This is a genomic window from Thermoanaerobacterium sp. CMT5567-10 (assembly GCF_030534315.2).
Taxonomy (GTDB): domain Bacteria; phylum Bacillota; class Thermoanaerobacteria; order Thermoanaerobacterales; family Thermoanaerobacteraceae; genus Thermoanaerobacterium.
Window position 1 is genome coordinate 998,960 of record NZ_CP130558.2, and the last position, 18,254, is coordinate 1,017,213.

25 protein-coding genes and 1 tRNA gene are annotated in these 18,254 nt (G+C 35.2%); 1 reads left to right on the forward strand and 25 read right to left on the reverse strand.

Going from position 1 to position 18,254, the window contains the following annotated elements; all coding sequences use genetic code 11:
• Positions 1-46: 46 nt before the first annotated feature.
• Positions 47-649, reverse strand: a complete 603-nt coding sequence (locus Q2T46_RS05090; protein ID WP_303263994.1) for a 50S ribosomal protein L25/general stress protein Ctc — start codon at positions 647-649, stop codon at positions 47-49.
• Positions 650-795: 146 nt separating this feature from the next.
• Between Q2T46_RS05090 and Q2T46_RS05095 the strand changes: the two genes are divergently transcribed.
• Positions 796-868: transfer RNA gene (locus Q2T46_RS05095), tRNA-Arg, on the forward strand.
• A gap of 480 nt (positions 869-1,348) precedes the next feature.
• On the opposite strand, the gene Q2T46_RS05100 is transcribed toward Q2T46_RS05095, so the two are convergent.
• From Q2T46_RS05100 to Q2T46_RS05215, 24 genes are all read right to left on the reverse strand, one after another.
• The gene (locus Q2T46_RS05100) at positions 1,349-1,966 is read right to left on the reverse strand and encodes a hypothetical protein (RefSeq protein ID WP_303263993.1); all 618 of its coding nucleotides are present in this window, start codon (positions 1,964-1,966) and stop codon (positions 1,349-1,351) included.
• Complete coding sequence (locus tag Q2T46_RS05105) at positions 1,957-2,685, reverse strand: DUF3800 domain-containing protein (RefSeq protein ID WP_303263992.1); 729 nt, start codon at positions 2,683-2,685, stop codon at positions 1,957-1,959. Before Q2T46_RS05105 ends, Q2T46_RS05100 begins: the two co-directional genes overlap by 10 nt.
• A gap of 238 nt (positions 2,686-2,923) precedes the next feature.
• The gene (locus Q2T46_RS05110; RefSeq protein WP_303265808.1) at positions 2,924-3,271 is read right to left on the reverse strand and encodes a phage holin; all 348 of its coding nucleotides are present in this window, start codon (positions 3,269-3,271) and stop codon (positions 2,924-2,926) included.
• Positions 3,272-3,290: 19 nt separating this feature from the next.
• The gene (locus tag Q2T46_RS05115) at positions 3,291-4,118 is read right to left on the reverse strand and encodes a glycoside hydrolase domain-containing protein (protein ID WP_303263991.1); all 828 of its coding nucleotides are present in this window, start codon (positions 4,116-4,118) and stop codon (positions 3,291-3,293) included.
• Positions 4,119-4,134: 16 nt separating this feature from the next.
• The gene (locus Q2T46_RS05120) at positions 4,135-4,461 is read right to left on the reverse strand and encodes a hypothetical protein (protein WP_303263990.1); all 327 of its coding nucleotides are present in this window, start codon (positions 4,459-4,461) and stop codon (positions 4,135-4,137) included.
• A 6-nt stretch (positions 4,462-4,467) separates the two neighbouring features.
• Positions 4,468-4,701 (reverse strand): hypothetical protein, encoded by a 234-nt coding sequence (locus tag Q2T46_RS05125; RefSeq protein WP_303263989.1) that lies wholly within the window; start codon positions 4,699-4,701, stop codon positions 4,468-4,470.
• A gap of 38 nt (positions 4,702-4,739) precedes the next feature.
• A complete protein-coding gene (locus tag Q2T46_RS05130; RefSeq protein ID WP_303263988.1) occupies positions 4,740-5,939 on the reverse strand; it encodes a hypothetical protein in 1,200 nt (399 codons plus the stop codon).
• Positions 5,939-6,490: a YmfQ family protein gene (locus Q2T46_RS05135; protein ID WP_303263987.1), complete on the reverse strand. Its 552-nt coding sequence runs from the start codon at positions 6,488-6,490 to the stop codon at positions 5,939-5,941. The genes Q2T46_RS05130 and Q2T46_RS05135 overlap by 1 nt, the downstream gene beginning before the upstream one ends.
• Positions 6,487-8,031, reverse strand: a complete 1,545-nt coding sequence (locus Q2T46_RS05140; RefSeq protein WP_303263986.1) for a baseplate J/gp47 family protein — start codon at positions 8,029-8,031, stop codon at positions 6,487-6,489. Before Q2T46_RS05140 ends, Q2T46_RS05135 begins: the two co-directional genes overlap by 4 nt.
• Positions 8,024-8,482 (reverse strand): DUF2634 domain-containing protein, encoded by a 459-nt coding sequence (locus Q2T46_RS05145; protein WP_303263985.1) that lies wholly within the window; start codon positions 8,480-8,482, stop codon positions 8,024-8,026. Before Q2T46_RS05145 ends, Q2T46_RS05140 begins: the two co-directional genes overlap by 8 nt.
• 1 nt (position 8,483) lies before the next feature.
• Complete coding sequence (locus Q2T46_RS05150; RefSeq protein WP_303263984.1) at positions 8,484-9,110, reverse strand: hypothetical protein; 627 nt, start codon at positions 9,108-9,110, stop codon at positions 8,484-8,486.
• Positions 9,094-10,077 (reverse strand): hypothetical protein, encoded by a 984-nt coding sequence (locus Q2T46_RS05155; protein ID WP_303263983.1) that lies wholly within the window; start codon positions 10,075-10,077, stop codon positions 9,094-9,096. Before Q2T46_RS05155 ends, Q2T46_RS05150 begins: the two co-directional genes overlap by 17 nt.
• Complete coding sequence (locus tag Q2T46_RS05160) at positions 10,074-10,709, reverse strand: LysM peptidoglycan-binding domain-containing protein (RefSeq protein WP_303263982.1); 636 nt, start codon at positions 10,707-10,709, stop codon at positions 10,074-10,076. The genes Q2T46_RS05155 and Q2T46_RS05160 overlap by 4 nt, the downstream gene beginning before the upstream one ends.
• Positions 10,710-10,744: 35 nt before the next feature.
• Positions 10,745-11,572: a tetratricopeptide repeat protein gene (locus Q2T46_RS05165; protein WP_303263981.1), complete on the reverse strand. Its 828-nt coding sequence runs from the start codon at positions 11,570-11,572 to the stop codon at positions 10,745-10,747.
• A gap of 51 nt (positions 11,573-11,623) precedes the next feature.
• Positions 11,624-13,519 (reverse strand): tape measure protein, encoded by a 1,896-nt coding sequence (locus Q2T46_RS05170; protein ID WP_303263980.1) that lies wholly within the window; start codon positions 13,517-13,519, stop codon positions 11,624-11,626.
• 162 nt (positions 13,520-13,681) lie between these two features.
• Positions 13,682-14,095 (reverse strand): phage tail assembly chaperone, encoded by a 414-nt coding sequence (locus Q2T46_RS05175; protein WP_303263979.1) that lies wholly within the window; start codon positions 14,093-14,095, stop codon positions 13,682-13,684.
• Between the two features lie 13 nt (positions 14,096-14,108).
• The gene (locus tag Q2T46_RS05180; protein WP_303263978.1) at positions 14,109-14,534 is read right to left on the reverse strand and encodes a phage tail tube protein; all 426 of its coding nucleotides are present in this window, start codon (positions 14,532-14,534) and stop codon (positions 14,109-14,111) included.
• Between the two features lie 15 nt (positions 14,535-14,549).
• A complete protein-coding gene (locus Q2T46_RS05185) occupies positions 14,550-16,010 on the reverse strand; it encodes a phage tail sheath family protein (protein ID WP_303263977.1) in 1,461 nt (486 codons plus the stop codon).
• Positions 16,010-16,195, reverse strand: coding sequence for a hypothetical protein (locus Q2T46_RS05190; protein ID WP_303263976.1), 186 nt, complete (start codon positions 16,193-16,195; stop codon positions 16,010-16,012). Before Q2T46_RS05190 ends, Q2T46_RS05185 begins: the two co-directional genes overlap by 1 nt.
• Positions 16,195-17,043 carry a hypothetical protein gene (locus tag Q2T46_RS05195; protein WP_303263975.1) on the reverse strand — a complete coding sequence of 283 codons (849 nt, stop codon included), beginning with the start codon at positions 17,041-17,043 and terminating at the stop codon, positions 16,195-16,197. Before Q2T46_RS05195 ends, Q2T46_RS05190 begins: the two co-directional genes overlap by 1 nt.
• Positions 17,040-17,474 (reverse strand): hypothetical protein, encoded by a 435-nt coding sequence (locus tag Q2T46_RS05200; protein WP_303263974.1) that lies wholly within the window; start codon positions 17,472-17,474, stop codon positions 17,040-17,042. The genes Q2T46_RS05195 and Q2T46_RS05200 overlap by 4 nt, the downstream gene beginning before the upstream one ends.
• Positions 17,475-17,846, reverse strand: a complete 372-nt coding sequence (locus Q2T46_RS05205) for a hypothetical protein (protein ID WP_303263973.1) — start codon at positions 17,844-17,846, stop codon at positions 17,475-17,477.
• The gene (locus Q2T46_RS05210; RefSeq protein WP_303263972.1) at positions 17,843-18,103 is read right to left on the reverse strand and encodes a hypothetical protein; all 261 of its coding nucleotides are present in this window, start codon (positions 18,101-18,103) and stop codon (positions 17,843-17,845) included. The genes Q2T46_RS05205 and Q2T46_RS05210 overlap by 4 nt, the downstream gene beginning before the upstream one ends.
• Positions 18,075-18,245 (reverse strand): hypothetical protein, encoded by a 171-nt coding sequence (locus Q2T46_RS05215; protein WP_303263971.1) that lies wholly within the window; start codon positions 18,243-18,245, stop codon positions 18,075-18,077. The genes Q2T46_RS05210 and Q2T46_RS05215 overlap by 29 nt, the downstream gene beginning before the upstream one ends.
• Between the last annotated feature and the right edge of the window lie 9 nt (positions 18,246-18,254).

The following is an 18,254-nucleotide window of genomic DNA, read 5'->3' on the forward strand; positions in this document are numbered from 1 at the left end:
TCCTTTTGTCTGTTTTTAAATACTAAACTTATCTTATTTTCAAACCTTAGCCATTTTCTGATGAAGTTTCAGCACCCTCATCTGTTTCAGGCACGTCCGCATTCTTCGGAGCAACTATTGTCAAAATAACCTCATCAGGATCGTCTACCTTTTCAACTCCTTCAGGAACATTTACATCTTTTACAAACAATGTATCGCCAATTTTCAGATTCGATACATCTACCACAATTTCATCTGGAAGAGATGTAGGTAGTGACTCTACATTGAGCTCCCATTTTTGGTGCTGAACAAGTAGGCCTTTGCTCTCAATGATACCAATACCTTCTATTTTTAATGGTACTGCTGCCTCAATTTTCTCATTCATAGAAACACGCTGAAAGTCAATATGTATCAGCTTTCCTGTCAACTCATCTCTCTGTTCATCTTTTAATATTGCTTGATGTGTAGCACCATTTACTACTAAATTGAGGAGGACATTCCTGCCGTGTTTTTGTACTATTGTGCGAAGCTTACCGGTCTCAACAGCCAGTGGAATGCTCTCCATGCCTTTTCCGTATAATATGGCGGGAATGTAGCCTTTTTCCTTTAATTTGCGGGCCGCATTCTTACCCGGTACTCTCAATACTGCTTCAAGTTCGACATTTTGCATTGTCTCTCCTCCTTCATGCTTATTATTATTTGATTTTTTCTTAATTATAACACTACAGCATGGAAATATCAAACTAATGCATCTAAATAAAATTTACAGTTGACTTATATCTTCTAATGTGGATATAATGTATTATGAAGCTTTATGCGCCTGTAGCTCAGTGGATAGAGCGTTCGGCTCCGAACCGGGAGGTCGCAGGTTCGATTCCTGTCAGGCGCACTAGAATGCTTGAAAATACTGAGTTTTAAGCAATATATGATTTTCATTTTTCTTTTATTCCCACATTTTTCCCACACTAAAAATAAAAATTTTGAAAGGCTTTATAGCCTATTTAAATTTTTATTTTTTAAATATGTGCCAACAGTCTCAAAAAGCTATCAACAAATTCAGAAACGGTTTTAATTTTGCACATAGAAAAATAAAAAATCTATTAAACTTTTGAAAGTAATTTTTACCATAAATAATATTTATTTCTTGAAGGATTTTTAAAATTTTTATCGAAATATATTAATGAATAATGGATTAATGTATCAGAAATAATTTTAAGGCATATAATAATATTACCTAGGTAAAATTATTCTTGACTTATTAAGTTATTTAAGTTATACTTGAGTCAAGAGTTAAATATAACGCTCATCTACCAATAGGTAGAAAGAGACTGCCGGATTTCGCATTGCGATAACCGGCCTTTTAATTCTTCTATGTTTTTTTATATTTCATGTATGCTTTTGCATACTGAGTTTTATGCCTTTTTAGAAATATGGGGAAAGCTGTAATAAATCTATAAATACCTTTTTTCTTATCATCTTCCAATATAATAATATAATCATCGATGCCGCATTCATATCTTATAAATTGTTTATATATAATATTTCCTTTTTCATTTCTTGTTGATTGTAACCATTGCATAATATTAGCATCATTATCATTGGCTAACATAATTATCTCAGGAATCCAATGTATTCTTGATAGCCTATAAATACATTCAACTCTATTTATTATTTTAAACTCCAGTAAAGCTTTATTAATACTACATTTGCTTGGACACATTGCATAAGACATATCATTATTACAAGGATATATTTTATATTCATTTCTATTTTCAATTGATATAATGTGCAAAAATCTTTCTGGTTTACTAAGCGTAAAATTTTTAAACTTACAATTAACATCAAAAAAAATAAATCTTCCTTTATATAATGGTCTATTCTTTTTATTAATAAAGATATCATTAAAGTTTATAAAGCTATAATCAATCATATCTTCTAAGTCCAAATCTTTAAAATTAACTGGCTGTGAAAGTTTACTCATCTCCAATTTGTTATCCCCCTTGGTTCCCAAATGAAGATATTAAATTTTTTTTCACTCCTGCTAGTAGTTTGAGACATATTAATATTATAAGTTATTATCCTTTCAATAACTGACTTCTTACCCTTATTTTTACTTGTTTCGTATAAATTTCTTTGATAATAAGAAAGAGCACCTATTAATATATCTGCAAGTTGCAAAATTTCCGACTCTTTAGAACTAATTTGTTTGATATCTTTTATAACATCTTGATTAAAATCATATATATTATTACATAATACTTCATGTAACTTTTTTATTCTTGGTCCACCTTTAGTATCTTTAATATCAATAAATATTCTATACTTATTAGATGGATCAATTAAAGGATCTAGCAAGTAAAAGTACATTTTATAATACCATAAATCATAACTACCCTTATTATATCGTATATGGTCCAATTTTGATTTATTAGTAGCAATAATACTTCTAAACGACAAATTAGGGTTATTAAAGAAATAATCTATTAATTCTATATAAAGATCTACTTTGCTATCTGATATTTTTGTCCATTTTACTTCAATCCATGAATTTAAACCATGTTTCATTTTAATTTCGCGTATAATTTTAAAGATATTTTCTTTCTCACATTCAGGAGATGTTATAGCTCCTAATACCATTATATCGTTACCATCATGTTCTAAATGACAACTTTCATCACAATATATATTAATTGTTTGTTCATCCATATATTCTCACTTCCTTTCATTATTTATTATATACTCTATATTTGTAAATTTAAAGTTCTTAATTGCATATATTGTAATTCATAATTTAAAACTTGCGTTAACATTATTAACGTGGATTGAAGCTCTTTTTTACCTTATAATTTCTTATAAAAAATATAAAAATTTACTGTTATAGAATTTATATTATGAATCAGATAACCTTAAAAACATAAAAAAACAGGCCCCGAAGGGCCTTGAATTATTGCTGGGTAGTTGTTTGTGTGTCTGCCTTAACTATCTTTTCATTTTTCAATACCGTATTTATCTCAAATACAGCCGATTCTATTAATTTATCTATCTCATCAGACGTCAATTTGTTGCCTATAACTTTTTGTACCATGGCAACGACCGCTGCTTTCTTTTGCGGACCTGTTCCAGCGCCTAATTGTTGTTCTGCTGCTTGTACAAAAGTTTTTATAAGATTGTAGTATTTCTGTAAATTTTCTGTAGATGTTTTTGTTTTTAGGAAATCAATAGCATAACCTAAACCTACTAAAATTACAAGCTGTACTCCTGCTGTTAAAATTGTCATTATTAAATCTTTCATCATATCAATCTCCTTTCGATTATTTACCTAAATATTTTAATACCCTATCAATGAGAGCTACTGCTTCTGCTCGTGTAATAGGCTGGTCTGGTCTAAATGCTGTGCTTTTAGATAAAAGACCTCTATTATACATATCTAGTATTACTTGAGCTGCCCAGTGATTTTCTGGGACGTCCTGAAACGGTCCTACCACAGGTATCACCTCCTCCTGCATATTAGGAAATATAAATATAGGTGTATTACCTAGATTGTCCCCATATACCACATCTTCATCTATAAGTACTCCTAATTGGTTAATTTGTCTTAACTGCACCATTTCATAGCCACGCACTACGACATTAGGTACAATAGATAAAGATTTCCAATAATGTTGGAATTTTAGAGAATTATACAATTGGCTACCAGTCAGATAAGAATTTGCACCAACGTAAATTCCAGGAATATATCCCGCTTGTTCTATTACATCATGCCAAGTATTCGCATACGCAATAATATCAGATGCTGATGTGCCACTTGCTACTCCCTCTAAATCAACATAAACAGTAATACCTTTTGGTATACCTACTTGTGCTAAATGGTTTAAAGCCATCTGTGCGTCGCTTTGTCCCAAACTAGCTGAAGGCTTCCAACCGGGATATCTAACATGCTGCACTATTCCCAAAGCAAGCCCAGCATTTATGATATTATTAGCTTCTTTGGTAGTTATATCTCCTGTCCTGTTATTGCTAAGAGAGACATATCTTATACAAAAATCATATCCTGCATTTTTAAATTCTTTCGCTTTTTCTAATGAAAGTGGAGTACAAGTATCAAAGCCTTTCATATTCTTTGATGCTTTTTTAATCATGTTTTTTCACCTCCTCTCAAATTGATGGTGTGTTAGTAGAATTTTGCTGTGTAGTTTCTTCCTGTGTTGTTTGTGTATAAGTTGGTTGTGTATAGTTTGTATATCCTGTGTAATATCCGTTGTACGTATTTGGATACTTGGATTGAAAATATGCTGTGGCAACTTCCTGTCCAAAATATCCGCCAAGCACTGTCATTATTGGTGCTATAAGTGTTTTCATTACTTCAAGTGCATCCTTAGAAGTCAAAGCCTTATAGGTAACAAACAAAAAAGTGGCGGTGAATACTATTGCAATCACATCTTTAAAGCTAAACTCCCACGGATTGTTAAAGAATTTTTTCACACATTATCACCTTCTCGCCCTCTCAAGTAACTCGTCGATTTTAGCTTCCTGCCTTACAAGTGACATTTGAAGTGATTGCATCACATTTGATAGATTGTCAATTGCTTTTGTATTGTTTTCTATTACTGCCATAAGCTCATCATTGTCTTTTTTCTTTGTCAAAAAAAGATTAACGATATACAAAAGCCCTGCAACTGCAAATGTTGCAAGGCCGTATTGTGCCAGTTCTGCTCCCGGCATTGTATCCTCTCCTTTCAAAAAGCATAAAAATAACAGCTTTAGAAAATTTGCACATCTGGTACATCTGAAGGAGTTGCATCTGCATAGCATATTGAAATGCTCGTAATAGTTACAGTGGCACCTGCGTTATGTAAGTAAATAATACCACTCGCAGGACACGGAACAGTCATATCTAATGTAAAATTTGTTGGTGTGGTGGTAGTAACTTGTACCGATGACGACATTGTGTGCCCTTCATTACTCATAGTGTTATCGCTCTGAAGATACAATATTCCTGAATCACCCGACATAAATAATTTAGCGGTAAATTTTATCCTATATTTCCCTGGACGTTTTAGATATATTGCCAAGTTTAAATTGGACCCAATGTTACGTGTCGTTGTATCGCTATACAGCACTGTATCGCCTGGCTTTACCCATCCTAAGCCTGCTCCTAATTGATTCGCATGATACCCATCGACCATATCGACATTTAAGTTAGGAACTAATGTTGTAGAAGATACTTGTAGTGGTGCTGTACCAGTCGCAACCGTTGAAATAAATTGGTTTGTCGTTTTAATATTACCAGCTACAGTTAATGGTTGGTCTGGCGAGTTAGTCTGTATACCTACTCTTTTATTAGTGGTATCGACATCTAATACAATACTTCCATCTGATTTTTGTACTTGAAATGCTGTGGTAGAATCCGTGCTTGGCTTAATTGTATCCCCTGCTTTACTAACTGCCCCAATATCCGCAGGAGTAAGTGCATCAGCACCGCCAGTTGCATGAGTGGATTTATGCGCTGAAGGCGTGAAGTTGGAAGGTTTTCCGTCTATATCTCCCCATTTTACAGCGCCCACTTTCTGCCATGCTGTGCCGGTATCCCTATATATTAGCTGCGTATCTGTTGCAATATATATTTGTCCTGTGGCTCCTGCTGTCGGCTTTTCGGCATCTAAGCCAGATTGAATGGAAGGAACATTACCGTTATTTTTTACTGCTCCAATCTGCTCAGGCGTAACTGCCCCAACAATATCCCAATCTGTTCCATTATATTTTTTTAGGCTGTTAGGTGTCGTGCTGGTATCAATCCACAAATCACCTAAAACCGGGGATGCGGGAGCTGTATTGCTTTGGATTATATTCTTTTGTGCATTTGCATCTATAATATCCCAATTCTCATTGAAAGCTGCTCTTGATACTGTTTCATTTCCAAGCGGTTTTTTTATTCCAAGTTTTGTGGTCAATTCAGGCATTATTTATACACCTCCAATTTATCAAAAGTCAAATTCAGTGCATCAAGCTGATCCCAAGTCCATTGTTTTTTATCTAATTCGTCCCAAACAAAGTAATTGAACTTATATTGAATATCAAGATGAGCAGGAAGAATTTCTCTTATGGCGTTTTGAATATCGTTCAATACAGGAGGAATACCTGTTGCATCAACAAAGCTTATTATTACTGTATAGTTCGGAATATCCTCTATAACGTTAACTTTGCCGTAGTCATAACTTTCAGCAACATTTTTAACAAGTCCTATTGTACATATTCCAGATCCCCTTATTTTTGATATTATCTTAGCTCTCCTATCGTTATATGATTGGTCAGGTTGAGTTTTTATTCCAAGCTCATCTTCCCACTTTTCAAGTCCCCACGTGGCCGTATCCACAAAAAACTGATTTAAAATATCGTCAAGTGCTGCTTTGAGTTTATCAAATTCAGCACCCTCAGCCTCTATAATAGAGTTTATAACCTTTGAAGTTAGGTAATATCTCGGCAGATAATTCATCATTCTCTGGCTTATCACAAGAAGTTCACCTCACCTAAAATTGCAACCTCTTGCTCATCTATTACAATATTTATATTGCCACCATTAACTGTGAGATTCTGATAATCCTCTATACCTGTTGTGTCGAGAATTGCCTGACCAATTCTAACATAACGCACATCATTGTCACTTGTAAAAGCTAAATTTTTTATATATGTTTTTATATTATCAATAACCGCAGATTTAACGCTGTCAGGGTTATATCCTTCTGCTATTACCAATTTTACACTTATGTTTATTAGAACTACTATTGCCGATTGCACTGTTACCCTTGCTCCTACCGGGGCCTTTCCTTCTCCAGTATCTTTAGAGAATGTGCTTCTATATGTCGCCTTATCTATCCATACAGACGTTGCATTATCGCTTGTAAGTCTCGTTACTCTCAATTCAAGATTATCAAATCCGTCCCAATAAAACTCAATGATTTTTTCGCTAAATTCGCTTGTTAAATCTGATGCTTTAAATGTTGCTACTGCATCTTCTCCATTTGTTACTTTGTCCTTAGCCCATGAATCAGCCGACAAATCATATATCCCTACTTGCAATAAATCGTTTGTCCTTGTTATGTCATCTACTTTGATATTCAGCCTTAATTGCCATATCCCCGGTTGTTGTAAGATCTCATGTAAATTTTCATGTCTTAATAATCCCTCTGATGTACCGTATGACATTTTTATGCTGTTTCCGTCAATACTTACACCATCACCTTCAAAAGTCATATTTTCAGCTTCAACCGTATTGATCCATGGAGGAGCAATATAATCTTGTACCGCATCTACAAGGCTTTGTGAAGCTGGCACTTTGTTTGTATCAATTATCGCAATAGCCACTGTTCCTGGACCATCTTTACATGGTACAACAGATACACCACCTACACCTGGGACTTCCATGGTCCAATTGACATAATCAGCTTTATTCCCGCTTGATGCTGGATTTCTAACCTTTTGTAAATATCTTGCCAAGAATGATGCATCATCTTCAATATCATATCCTCCACTTGTTGGAGATTCATTAGTGACCGAATATACGCCTTGAATATTGCTTGATATAATGTTTATAGTGTTGGCCATAACATTACCATTTGAGCCTGCTTCAACTGCAATAATATCTGCTGTCGCAGTTTGAGTATCATCAATTACCACATCATTAACCGTTTCGAAAAACACTGAATTAACATTTTCGGTTGCCGCAGTTGTAACGATTGTTCCCTCCGGTATTATGGTTCCTTTTGCTCCTGTGAATTTCACTTTGCCCGTTGCCCGTGTTGCTTCTCGTCTGAATATTCCATGTTCATTGCCACGCATGTCTAAATATTCTCCAAATGTCGTTTCTGCAAAACCTCGTCTTAATACTTCTTGCGCCCATATTGCAGCTTTTGCTAATTCTATCGCTGCCGGTTCTATTGCGTCCCAAATATAACTGCCTTCTGACTTATCCATATTATCTGGGATAGAATTTAACATTCTCTGCCTTATTTCTTCTTCCGTCTGATCGTTCAAATACTCTGGCATATCAGCCATTTCTTATCACCACGCTTCCTCTTAAAGTAACCGTTTCATCAGTGGAATTTGTTATTTCACATGTAAAATAACAGGTATCATTTTCCCATGTAAAAGTAAAATTATCTACCGACTTCGTAAAAGGATTGGCCATAAGACATTCTGTCGCCATTCGCCTTATCTCGCTTTCATTAGCTTGTTTGTTTAAATGTTGCTCTATTAATGTATCAAATTCCTCTCCAAAGTTGTGACTGTATATAACATATCTATATCTCTCTGTATTCAAGGCTTTTTTACACCATTCAAGCCAAGCCTCAGCACCTTCTACCTCGCTTAAACGACCAGTCGGATCAATTATAAATTCGCCTTTCTCGAAATCAAATTTGACCGATTTACCGTACTTTGTTATTTGCTCTGTTTGCTCTATATTCTCATTTGTATCATTATCATCTAATGGAAATAAATTAGGCATATTACCATCCTCCCACTAGTGTATCTGAAGCTGTTACTGTGGAAGCATCAGCATTTGCAGGTTGAGACACATCGTTAGACATTACTTGCTGAGCCGGTGCAATATCTCCCGTTTCGTTTGGGTGCAATTCTTTAACCTTATTTATCAATATAACCGCATCATTGTATTTTTGTTTGATTTCATTTGTTAATTGCGCAAGTTCTTTTACTTTAGATTTCAATTCATTTATAAGTAACACAGCTGCATTATACTTGCTTTTGTTTTCACTACTTAACGTTGCCACTCCGTCTATTCTTTTTTGTTCTTCTTCATGCCACATCTGAGAAAGAACACATATAAGTCCTGAATCTGTAGATACCCTTTGCCCAGAAATTTTTGCAATCACCACATAATCTTGACCGCTATTCACAGGTACAACTAATACCCTTTCGCCTGGTTTCAAAGCCAGTTTCTCGTACCAGAAAGACACCAAATAATCAGATATTTCAAATTTGAAATTATCCAATTTTAAATTTCCATTTTCAGTTATTGTACCCAGTTCACACGGGATACCACTTATTTTTTTATCAATATTTTTTGTTATTTGATTTTTAAACATCGAAGCTATTTCTTTATACGGATTCGGCATAATAATTCCTCCTCACGTAATCCATAGATGCAAGATCTAAATTCATATGACCGGGATTACCTAATTCATGTTGGACCGATACAACAATCAATTCCATATCATTCAAAATCACTTTATCACCTGCTCTTATTGTGTTTACATCTGGCCCTGTTACGGAAAACTTTTCTTGTACGCCTGAAAGTAATTTTTGTCCTGCTGTGTTCGCCTGCGAAGCATTCGTTATTTTTTCGTCTTGCAAGACTTTTTGCAATGTACCATATTTGTCTGTTTCACCTTTTACGACTGCTAAAACTGGACTTCTTTGATCTTCTTCTGCATTTCCAAGCACTTTGACCCGTGTTATTACACCTTCAAGCGTCCTGTTTTGTTCGATATTCTCAGCTAATTCCAAAGTATATGGGTTTGCATTGCTACCTATCTCATACAGCTCAAAGCCATTCGGCGTCATTCTTGGCTTATAGAGCTTTCCACCTTTTTGAGCTGTCTCTTTTGTATCGGATTGAATCATGCTGTATATTGATTGCGATCTATACACAGCCTTAGCCAACTGTATACCTGTATCTGGAATATTCGATATTGTTATTCCCCAATCGTTACAGTATTGCTTTATCCTCTGCGACGCTGTTGTACCCGATGCAAACAAATACTCATCCTCGCTCTTATCAAGATATATTGTTTTGTCGTAAATAGTCACTTCAATATGCTTTGTTCCGCTGCTTGCTTTACTGTCGCACTCCCATACAACGCCTGGATGTAGAAGATATACCATACTATTACCGCCATATGGGATACCTGATACTCTGATTGCATCTCCCGGAGCAATTCCTACTTGTGCAAGTTCATCTGTGACTTTTAGCTGCACTGTTGCTCTATATGCTATTTCATCAATAGAATCTTCAAGCGTAATACTTTCAATTAATTCCCTTAAATAATACTTGTTTTTCAGTACCACTTCATAGCTGTTCATGATGGCATCACCAATCTTTGCCCTGGTTTAATAAGATTCGGATCTGGTCCTATTATAGACTTATTTAAGTTATATATATTTTTCCACTTTGAACCATCACCAAGCAATAGCTTTGCTATATCCCAAAGATTATCGCCTGATTTAACCATATATGTTTTAGGTACAGGCTTTGTGTCTGGCCTGTTTATTGTCTGACTGCTTGAAGCAGTATTAGATGATGTCCTGACCTTAGTTTCCGTATATGTCCTACATGTCAAGTCAAAATATATATCTCCCGGCTCACCACCCTTATAAGTCGTATCATGTGCCGCTATCCACACTAAAATATTGTGTATGGTTTCGGTTATAATCAATCGTATAGGTGTTTTACTATCGGTCCAAGCTGTTAATTGATTCATGGCTTCCTGAGGGTCTGGTATATCTGGATATTTGCAATATGCAGGGTCATATTGTTTCGGAAAAAAAGAAGAGAAGGTAATCTCTTTTACCCTCTCTCCTTGTGGAAAATCAACCTCTCCAATATTCATTATTTCAACTGTTTCATATTGCTTTTCACGCTTAATTTGTATTTCTTCCGGCAATACTGGAAGCCTTAACGTTGGTCCATTAGGATCTATTAAATATATGTCCATGGTTTATCACCTGCTATTGTTAATTGTAAACTACATTAATCACTACCCAAAAAATTTTTAAGTGCTGTTAAATTACTTTTTGCATATTCATTTTCAGAATTTGATTCAATAGCTTTATTAAAGGCATCTAAAGCATCTGAATATTTTTCTATACCTTCATAAGATAGCCCTAGAACATTATATATATCAGATCTAGACTTTTTATCATTTATTTTACTTAGAGCTAAATTTAATTGTTCTATTGCCTCATTATACCTTTCTAAATAATAGTATGATAATCCCATACCGTAATAAACATCTGTATTATTTTTATCATATTTTAATGCATTCTTAAAATCAATTAATGCTTGGTTAAAATCTCTGTCCTCTCCTTTTCCATCTACATACATCGAACCAATTCGTACATAATCTGAAGCTATTGCTTTTTTAATATCTATATCTTTATATATTTTCCATGTACCATTATCATCTACTATATATTCTCTATAATTGTTCGTTTCATCTTTATTATCGTAATAAAGTGTATCTATTTCAGTTACATTAAATTCTATAACATATTTATATTGCAAATCCCCCATTTTTTTATTTTTAAAATCTGCAACTTTTTCTATCTTAAAACTCTTTAATTTCATAATCTCGTTGTTTAATTGCTGAAACAACTTAAAATCTTCTTTATTTATGTTCTTTTTGTTTTGTTCGGTCAACAGGTGATATGCATCTTCAATATTATTATTTTGTATATCTTCATAATATTGGCTTAGCACTTCTTTTGGATCTCCTGATGGAGCTCCACATCCTGCAATTAGTAAAAAAACCAGAATCAAAGTACACCAAAGTAAAAATAAACTAATTGTTTTTTTCATTATAAAACCTCCCATAAAATAATCTATATTTATTATAAAATATTATAAAACTTATGGAAGGTTTTGCAAAATATTTTTAATTTTAGATGCGATAACTTGTGCTACATCATCTATTGATGAATTTATTTCATTTTTATTATTCATTACAATTTGCCCTATCAAACCATTCATATCAAAATTTAGATTTATTGTTGCGCTTCCTGTATTCACGGCTGGCATCAGTCCAAGTCGTTTTCCTGTTTCTTGCCATAAACGGACAGAGTTACTATCCCGTTTATGTGGTATTATGGATTCTGGTCCTGCTTCGGCTATCATTGCTATATGTGGTTTTGTGAATATCCCGCCTGTTGCGTGCCCTAAAAGGCTTCCGAAAGGTTTCGCAGTTGATGGCCTTGAAATTGAAGTGCCAATTGGGCCATTCTTTTCAACATATTTTTTTGCATTTTGTATTGCACTTTGCTGCTTCTTTGCTTGATATGCAGGTGCTGTGCTAGTTCCAGATATATGCACACTTATTTTATTGCCCATCTTGTATAACCAATTTAAAATAGGAGGAACCGCTGCTAAAGATATACCAACTACCAGCCCAATGTAAGGGTTACCTGTTTTAAGCCCGATATAAGTTCCAAGCAAAAGTGCTAATAATTTACTGTTCATTATCGTATCTATTGCACTTTTAGCCATAGTCTGCACCATGGCTGAACCTATTTTAGCGCCATATTGAGCTATCAAAGGTACACCTTTGTTATCAAACCATCTACCAAGCTTTGCACTTAAATCTCCTATCACAAAATTTATTTTACCTTGAAAATTTAATTTTTGAAATTCTGGATTATTGATATATTTCCCTTCGATATATCGCATAGCGCCTTCCATTTTCTTCATCATCCAATCGGCTGCTTGGCTTGAAATCTCTTCTAATCTGTCTCCCCATTTATTGATGGTAGATTGATTTTTATTAAACCAATCAGTCAATTTAGATAATCTCGGTTCAATACCTTTTGCTATGCCTTGGCCCCATCTCATCAAAATATTTGTATCGAATGTATCCTTTATAGTTGACCATAATCCCTCTAATGTCTTTGATTGATTTTCAAGACCTTTATAAAATTTACCTCCTTGGCTTGTCGCCATCTTAAAAGCTTCAGTGACCATTTGTGCCGAGATTTGTCCCTTTCCCATTTCGTCTCTAAGTTGGGCCATAGACTTACCCGTTTTTTGAGCCATAACTTGTAATGGATTGAATCCAGCATTAACTAGTTGCAATAAATCCTGTCCCATTAATTTTCCGTTTGCTTGAATTTGTGCATATGCCAATGTCAAGGCATCGAATTTTTCCTTATTTCCTTGTGATACATCACCTAACATTCTTAGAGTTGGCATTATTGATTTTGCATCAATGCCAAATGCTAATAGCTCTTGAGCTGCCTTAGTTAAATCAGATGTCTCGAATGGTGTAACATTGGCAAATCGCTGTATATCAGTTATAAAACTCTTTGCTTTTTGAGCAGATCCTAACATTGTCTGAAACGATATTTGCATTTGTTCCATTTGACTTGCTAATTCGAGAGGTTTCATAACAGCGCCATGAAATATTGTGGCAGCACTTACACCAACACCAAGGAGGCCAAGTGGCGAGACAAGAGCTCTCCCTATGGATTTTATTTTACTGTTTATACTGCTTAATACACTTGTAGCTTTATCTTTTATAGCTATTATCGGTGTTGCTTTTATATTTTCTAATTTTTTAATGGCTGCTGAAATTTTATTTATCCTATTCGTTGCATTGTCATTTATGCCAATTTTGGGTTTTGTATTACCGGCCATTATTTTGACCTTATCCATAGATGATTGGAATTTCTTCTCAAATGAGCTTACCTTCGCAATTGCATCATTATCAACTACTTCGATGACTATTTGCTTATGATATAATTCATCATCTGCCATTCTGTGCCTCCTTCCTTAGTTTGTCCTCCACTTCAAGCTCTAATAGCATACTTGCAAGCATAAATTTTTGAACGCCCTCAGGCTTTGCATAAAATTCATCTGGTGTTTTTCCTGTACGCTGAAATATTTGATGAATTAATGCGAGCTTAGGGCGTTCTTTTATTAGTTTTTTAGCTCTTCAATTTCCTCCAGTTCATTTGCGTAGCCATTTAATTCGTAAATAATTGTCACTAATTGTTCAATCTCACCTGCCAAAAATTTCCTTGCTACAAATTCTTCAGGTGTACTAACCTTATATTTGTTCAATAGTTTTTGAGATGTAAGATCCGGCTTTACTGTGCACGCTACAATTAATGATAATTTAAAGCCTTCATCATCAAATTTCTGCATCTCTATACCGTTATTTTTAACTGGATAGGTATTTTTCTCCCTTATTCTTGCAATCTGTTTTTCTGTCAAAGCTTTCAATGTAATTGGAATACCTAATCTTTTTATAAATACCGTTTTTTGTGGTATTTCCTCTGTATCACTCAATAACCTTTCAAGTATTTGGTCATCTGTCATATTCTCATACATAATCTATTCCCTCCTATACTTCTATTGAATCAATAAACTCTGGGTCTCCGTCAAAAACAAAATCCCACTGTTCCTCAACAATCTCGCCTGTTGTATAATCGACAAGTGGATTCGATGTAAACTTTACCTGTGGTATTCTTATTCTTTCTTTTCCGTATGCTTCAGGGTCCTCCAATTTTGAAATTATCTCAAACGTCCTCGTAGGATTTTCAGCTACTGCTTTCTGTAATTCGCTTGTGACTTTATATCCTTGTATCGTGCCGCTTCCCGATACACCTAACAATTTGTGTTTAGTTCTTCTGTCATCTGGGAGCTTGACTTCTCCCCAATTGTATTCGTCTTTTATCTGACAGTGAGTAAAATTAGATAACCATTTGCCATCTAAATAAATTGAGCCAAATGTACCATTTATTATTCTTTTTGCGTCTGTACCTGCCATTTTCAATCACCTCGATTATTTTACAATAAATGTTCCAAATATTTTTTCCATCACGTCTGTGATATAGGCTTCCCATTTTATAAAAACTTGGTCCGCCTCTGGTGTAAGAGTAGCATTTTGACCATAATAGTCTGGGTCGAGATAAACGTCCCAGCCTGTTGCTTCTATAACCCCGCCTTGTGCCAATGTCCTCATATATTCCTTTGCTGCACCTATTAACGCTAATCTGCCTTCTTCTGTATTGTTTATCTTCCCTATATAGTTATCTTCCGCTGTCTGCAATAAATCATCATTTATTGCGTCCATAGTCCTTATAGCTCTTATCTTCTTCCAAGCGTCACTCTGACCTTGCCTTAATGTGATTAGGCTATTGATACCTTCTAATACTTTTACCTGTCTGCCGTCATTGATTAACAGAAATATACCGTTTTGTATAGCTTCTTTTTGTTCCTCAATAGTCCATCTTCTCGTCACGTCATCAAATGGCGTTTTTGCGTATGTTGTCGATTCCGTCATTTTTTGTCCGCCTATTAAACCTGCAACATATGCTGCTACCTGTGCGGAACTATATTTGACGTCGTCTAAAATAGCACCTGTTCCTACTGAAATAATGCCTTCATGGTTAAATCCCCAAGCTCTCTCTTTCGCCTTTTCAAATGCGTCTGCGCCTGTATCATCTGATAAGGATCCACCCATTACTGCCATAACACCTTTGCCCTCTGACCTTACTCTCTCAATCCAGCTTGCAACGCTTGTTTGAATAGCTGAATCGCTAATTCCATCTAATGTTAGTATGTTGAATTGCTGTGTTTCGGCATCATTGAGGAAATTAATATAGTCCTGAGCTGTTATATTGGCTAATCCTTCATTACCCCCCTCGAAGGTCTGAGATGAAATCGCAGCTAATGTTCCGTCTCCATCTGCAATTTTTGTTGCCGTTATCCACAGATTGTTACTATCATTGTTTATAGCGTTTACTGCATTATTTACCGCACCGTCTTTATTGAATGAGAATGTATATAAAAGTGTCGTATCATCATATAAAATTAAATCGTATTTTGAGCTGTCTATAAGATTATCTCTCACTGTAACCTTAAATGGCCTTACAGTTTCATATTTTGTAGTAAGTTGTAAAACTTGTGTATTGGATGTATCTAAAAGCTTGATTGTTTCTTTCGCTGCTGCTGTATCTGCTAACCGATATGCTAATATTTTTTGAGCACCGCCTAATAATGCCAATCTCAGACATGTATAAGCTGTCTCTCCGTGTGACTCGTCATTTGTATAAGTATCATAGATATCCTTCTCACTTGCTATTGTCACAAACTTCCTTACAGGGCCCCAATTAGCTTTTACCGGCATAATTATCGTTCCTCTATCGCCTGCTTGTATTGTTGCCAAGCCTGCAGCCTGAAAATTAAGATAAAGGCCCGGTAAAACTTTTTTCTCTAATGGATCCCATGTGCCTCCAGCCATTACTTAACACCTCTTTTCAAAAATTTTTGTATCAAGTCTTGAACTTCTTTTACTGTAAACTCCTTTTTGTCTATGCCATATATTGCTCCCTTCACAACTTCCCTATTGCACTTAAAAAGAGCCTTTGAATTCTCTAAAATGTCTTGAATATTATATACTGGCTCGGTATATTTCTCCTGTGCCATTATTGCTTCACCTCTTGATTAATTAATACTTCTCCAATTTTTATAGCTTCCTCTGTTAGAACATCTGTGTATCTGCTTAATGTTAATGTTATTTGTCCTGCTGTGATTGCATTTGCTCGATAATCTACTGATGCCTGGTTTACTGTCATATATTTTCTTGTGTTTACATCAAGCGGTATCTTAATCGCATTACTAAGCTCCTGAATTATAGTTTGCACGCTTAAAATCTCTTCGTTAGCTGTTCTTCCTAAAACATGTCCTATAATTCTTTTCCTAATCTCATACAGCCCTTGCCCTATTATATTTGTTTCAATCCCCGCAATTCTCCACATTGTAGCAGGCCTTTCATATCCTAATGGCCAAACATTTTTATATACTGTCCAATCCTGACATAATATATTAGACGTCCACGTCGCCAAAGCTTCAATCCAAGAATCGTCTGCTACCGTTTCCTCCGTGCTCACTGGCTGCAATGCTAACACTGCAAACCGCAATCCTCTCGTGATGGCATCCCAATCCTCATCTACGTAATCCTGTCCTACTGTCCCTAAATATTGGCATGAAAAGACCTCGCCTGTAACTGTATCGGTTATAAGTTGTTTATCTAAGGAAGCTATAACCTTATTGGCAAGATCATCTACCTTCTGGAACGTTGTTCTGGCAACATATGGCCATACCTCAATTATGCGCCTAAATCCAGTCCATAAGCTATCCTCTGCATCTACACCTTGTAATAATACTAAATATGGTTTTTGTGTATCTTTTGATGCTGCTTGTGGCTCGTAGCACCTGCCTTGAATATCCGGTATATCGTTTATAAGCTTTTGCCTTATAGCTGCTCTCATCATTTATCACTCCAAAGTTCATCCAATGAATCTCCTATGCGCTTTATATTCGCATCAAAAGTCGGTCCTATAATTGCTCTTGCCTTCATACCAGGATTATGGACAATTTTAACAGGATGCGGAGCTCCTTCCCAATATAGCGCCTTTTTGTTAATAGGCTTAATTACAATAGGTTCTCCTTTAGGGCCATATTCCCCTGTTCCTTCTTCCAGATATTGGCCATACTTAACACTGTGTGACAAGTACAATATAAATCTATTGCCGTCTACATCAACGCCACCATTCAATCCTTGTCTTGCATGCCCTGTTCTATCCGTCCACGATGCGTTTTCCTTTGCGTATCCTTCAAGCGTGCCTGCCCAATTTTCTAGTAATGCGTATGTTGCAGCCTTTTTTCTTTCCAGCAAATCTCTTATATCATCTGCCATACTCATTTATGACACCTTCTCAAGATCTGCTTGATATCCTATCAATTGATCTTTTATCATTATTGGGTATACTGCTGTAATCATAAAGTGCCCAAAATCGACATCAAATTCATCTTTTACATTCGGGCCCGATCGAATATCTGTGTATTTATCTGCAATCAAAATAAATGTTTTATCAACCTGCTTTGTGCCTGCTAAAGTTGCCACGTCTTTCGAAATTCTTGTTGACTGCTGATATATGCATGCCACATATGGTCCATGTTGGCTCTTAATTTCATCAAAATAGCCGCCCATATCTTTTTTTTCTGTTCTATTAATAACTATCATTATTGGATTTTGTTCTATCGCTTTTTTAATCCTCAACTCATAATTCGTCATACTTCATCAGCTCTTTTCAAATTGCCTGTCAAATTATTTCTAAATAATTTAGCACGTTTCAGCCAAAAGCTACTATTTGATGATGTTTTTAATCCACCAAGCGAAATGCTATCATCTTGTGACTTAATTAAACACCCTTGATAGCTTGCTTCCTGCACAGTTGTATATTGTGTTAAAAGGTTTTGAAGATCTTCATCTGAAAAATACGGAAATTTATCTTCAAGAAGATTATTTTTTAAGCTTTCGAGGTCTGTCATTTTTAACCACCTCTACCTCATACCCTTGTTCTTTAAACCATTGTATTAGCCACTTATTATCTGTGTATCCAATACCATTTATAAAGAATACACCAGCTGAATAGCCAGTGTATTCTTTATTAGGTGCATATATCTTAGGCATTTATATCAC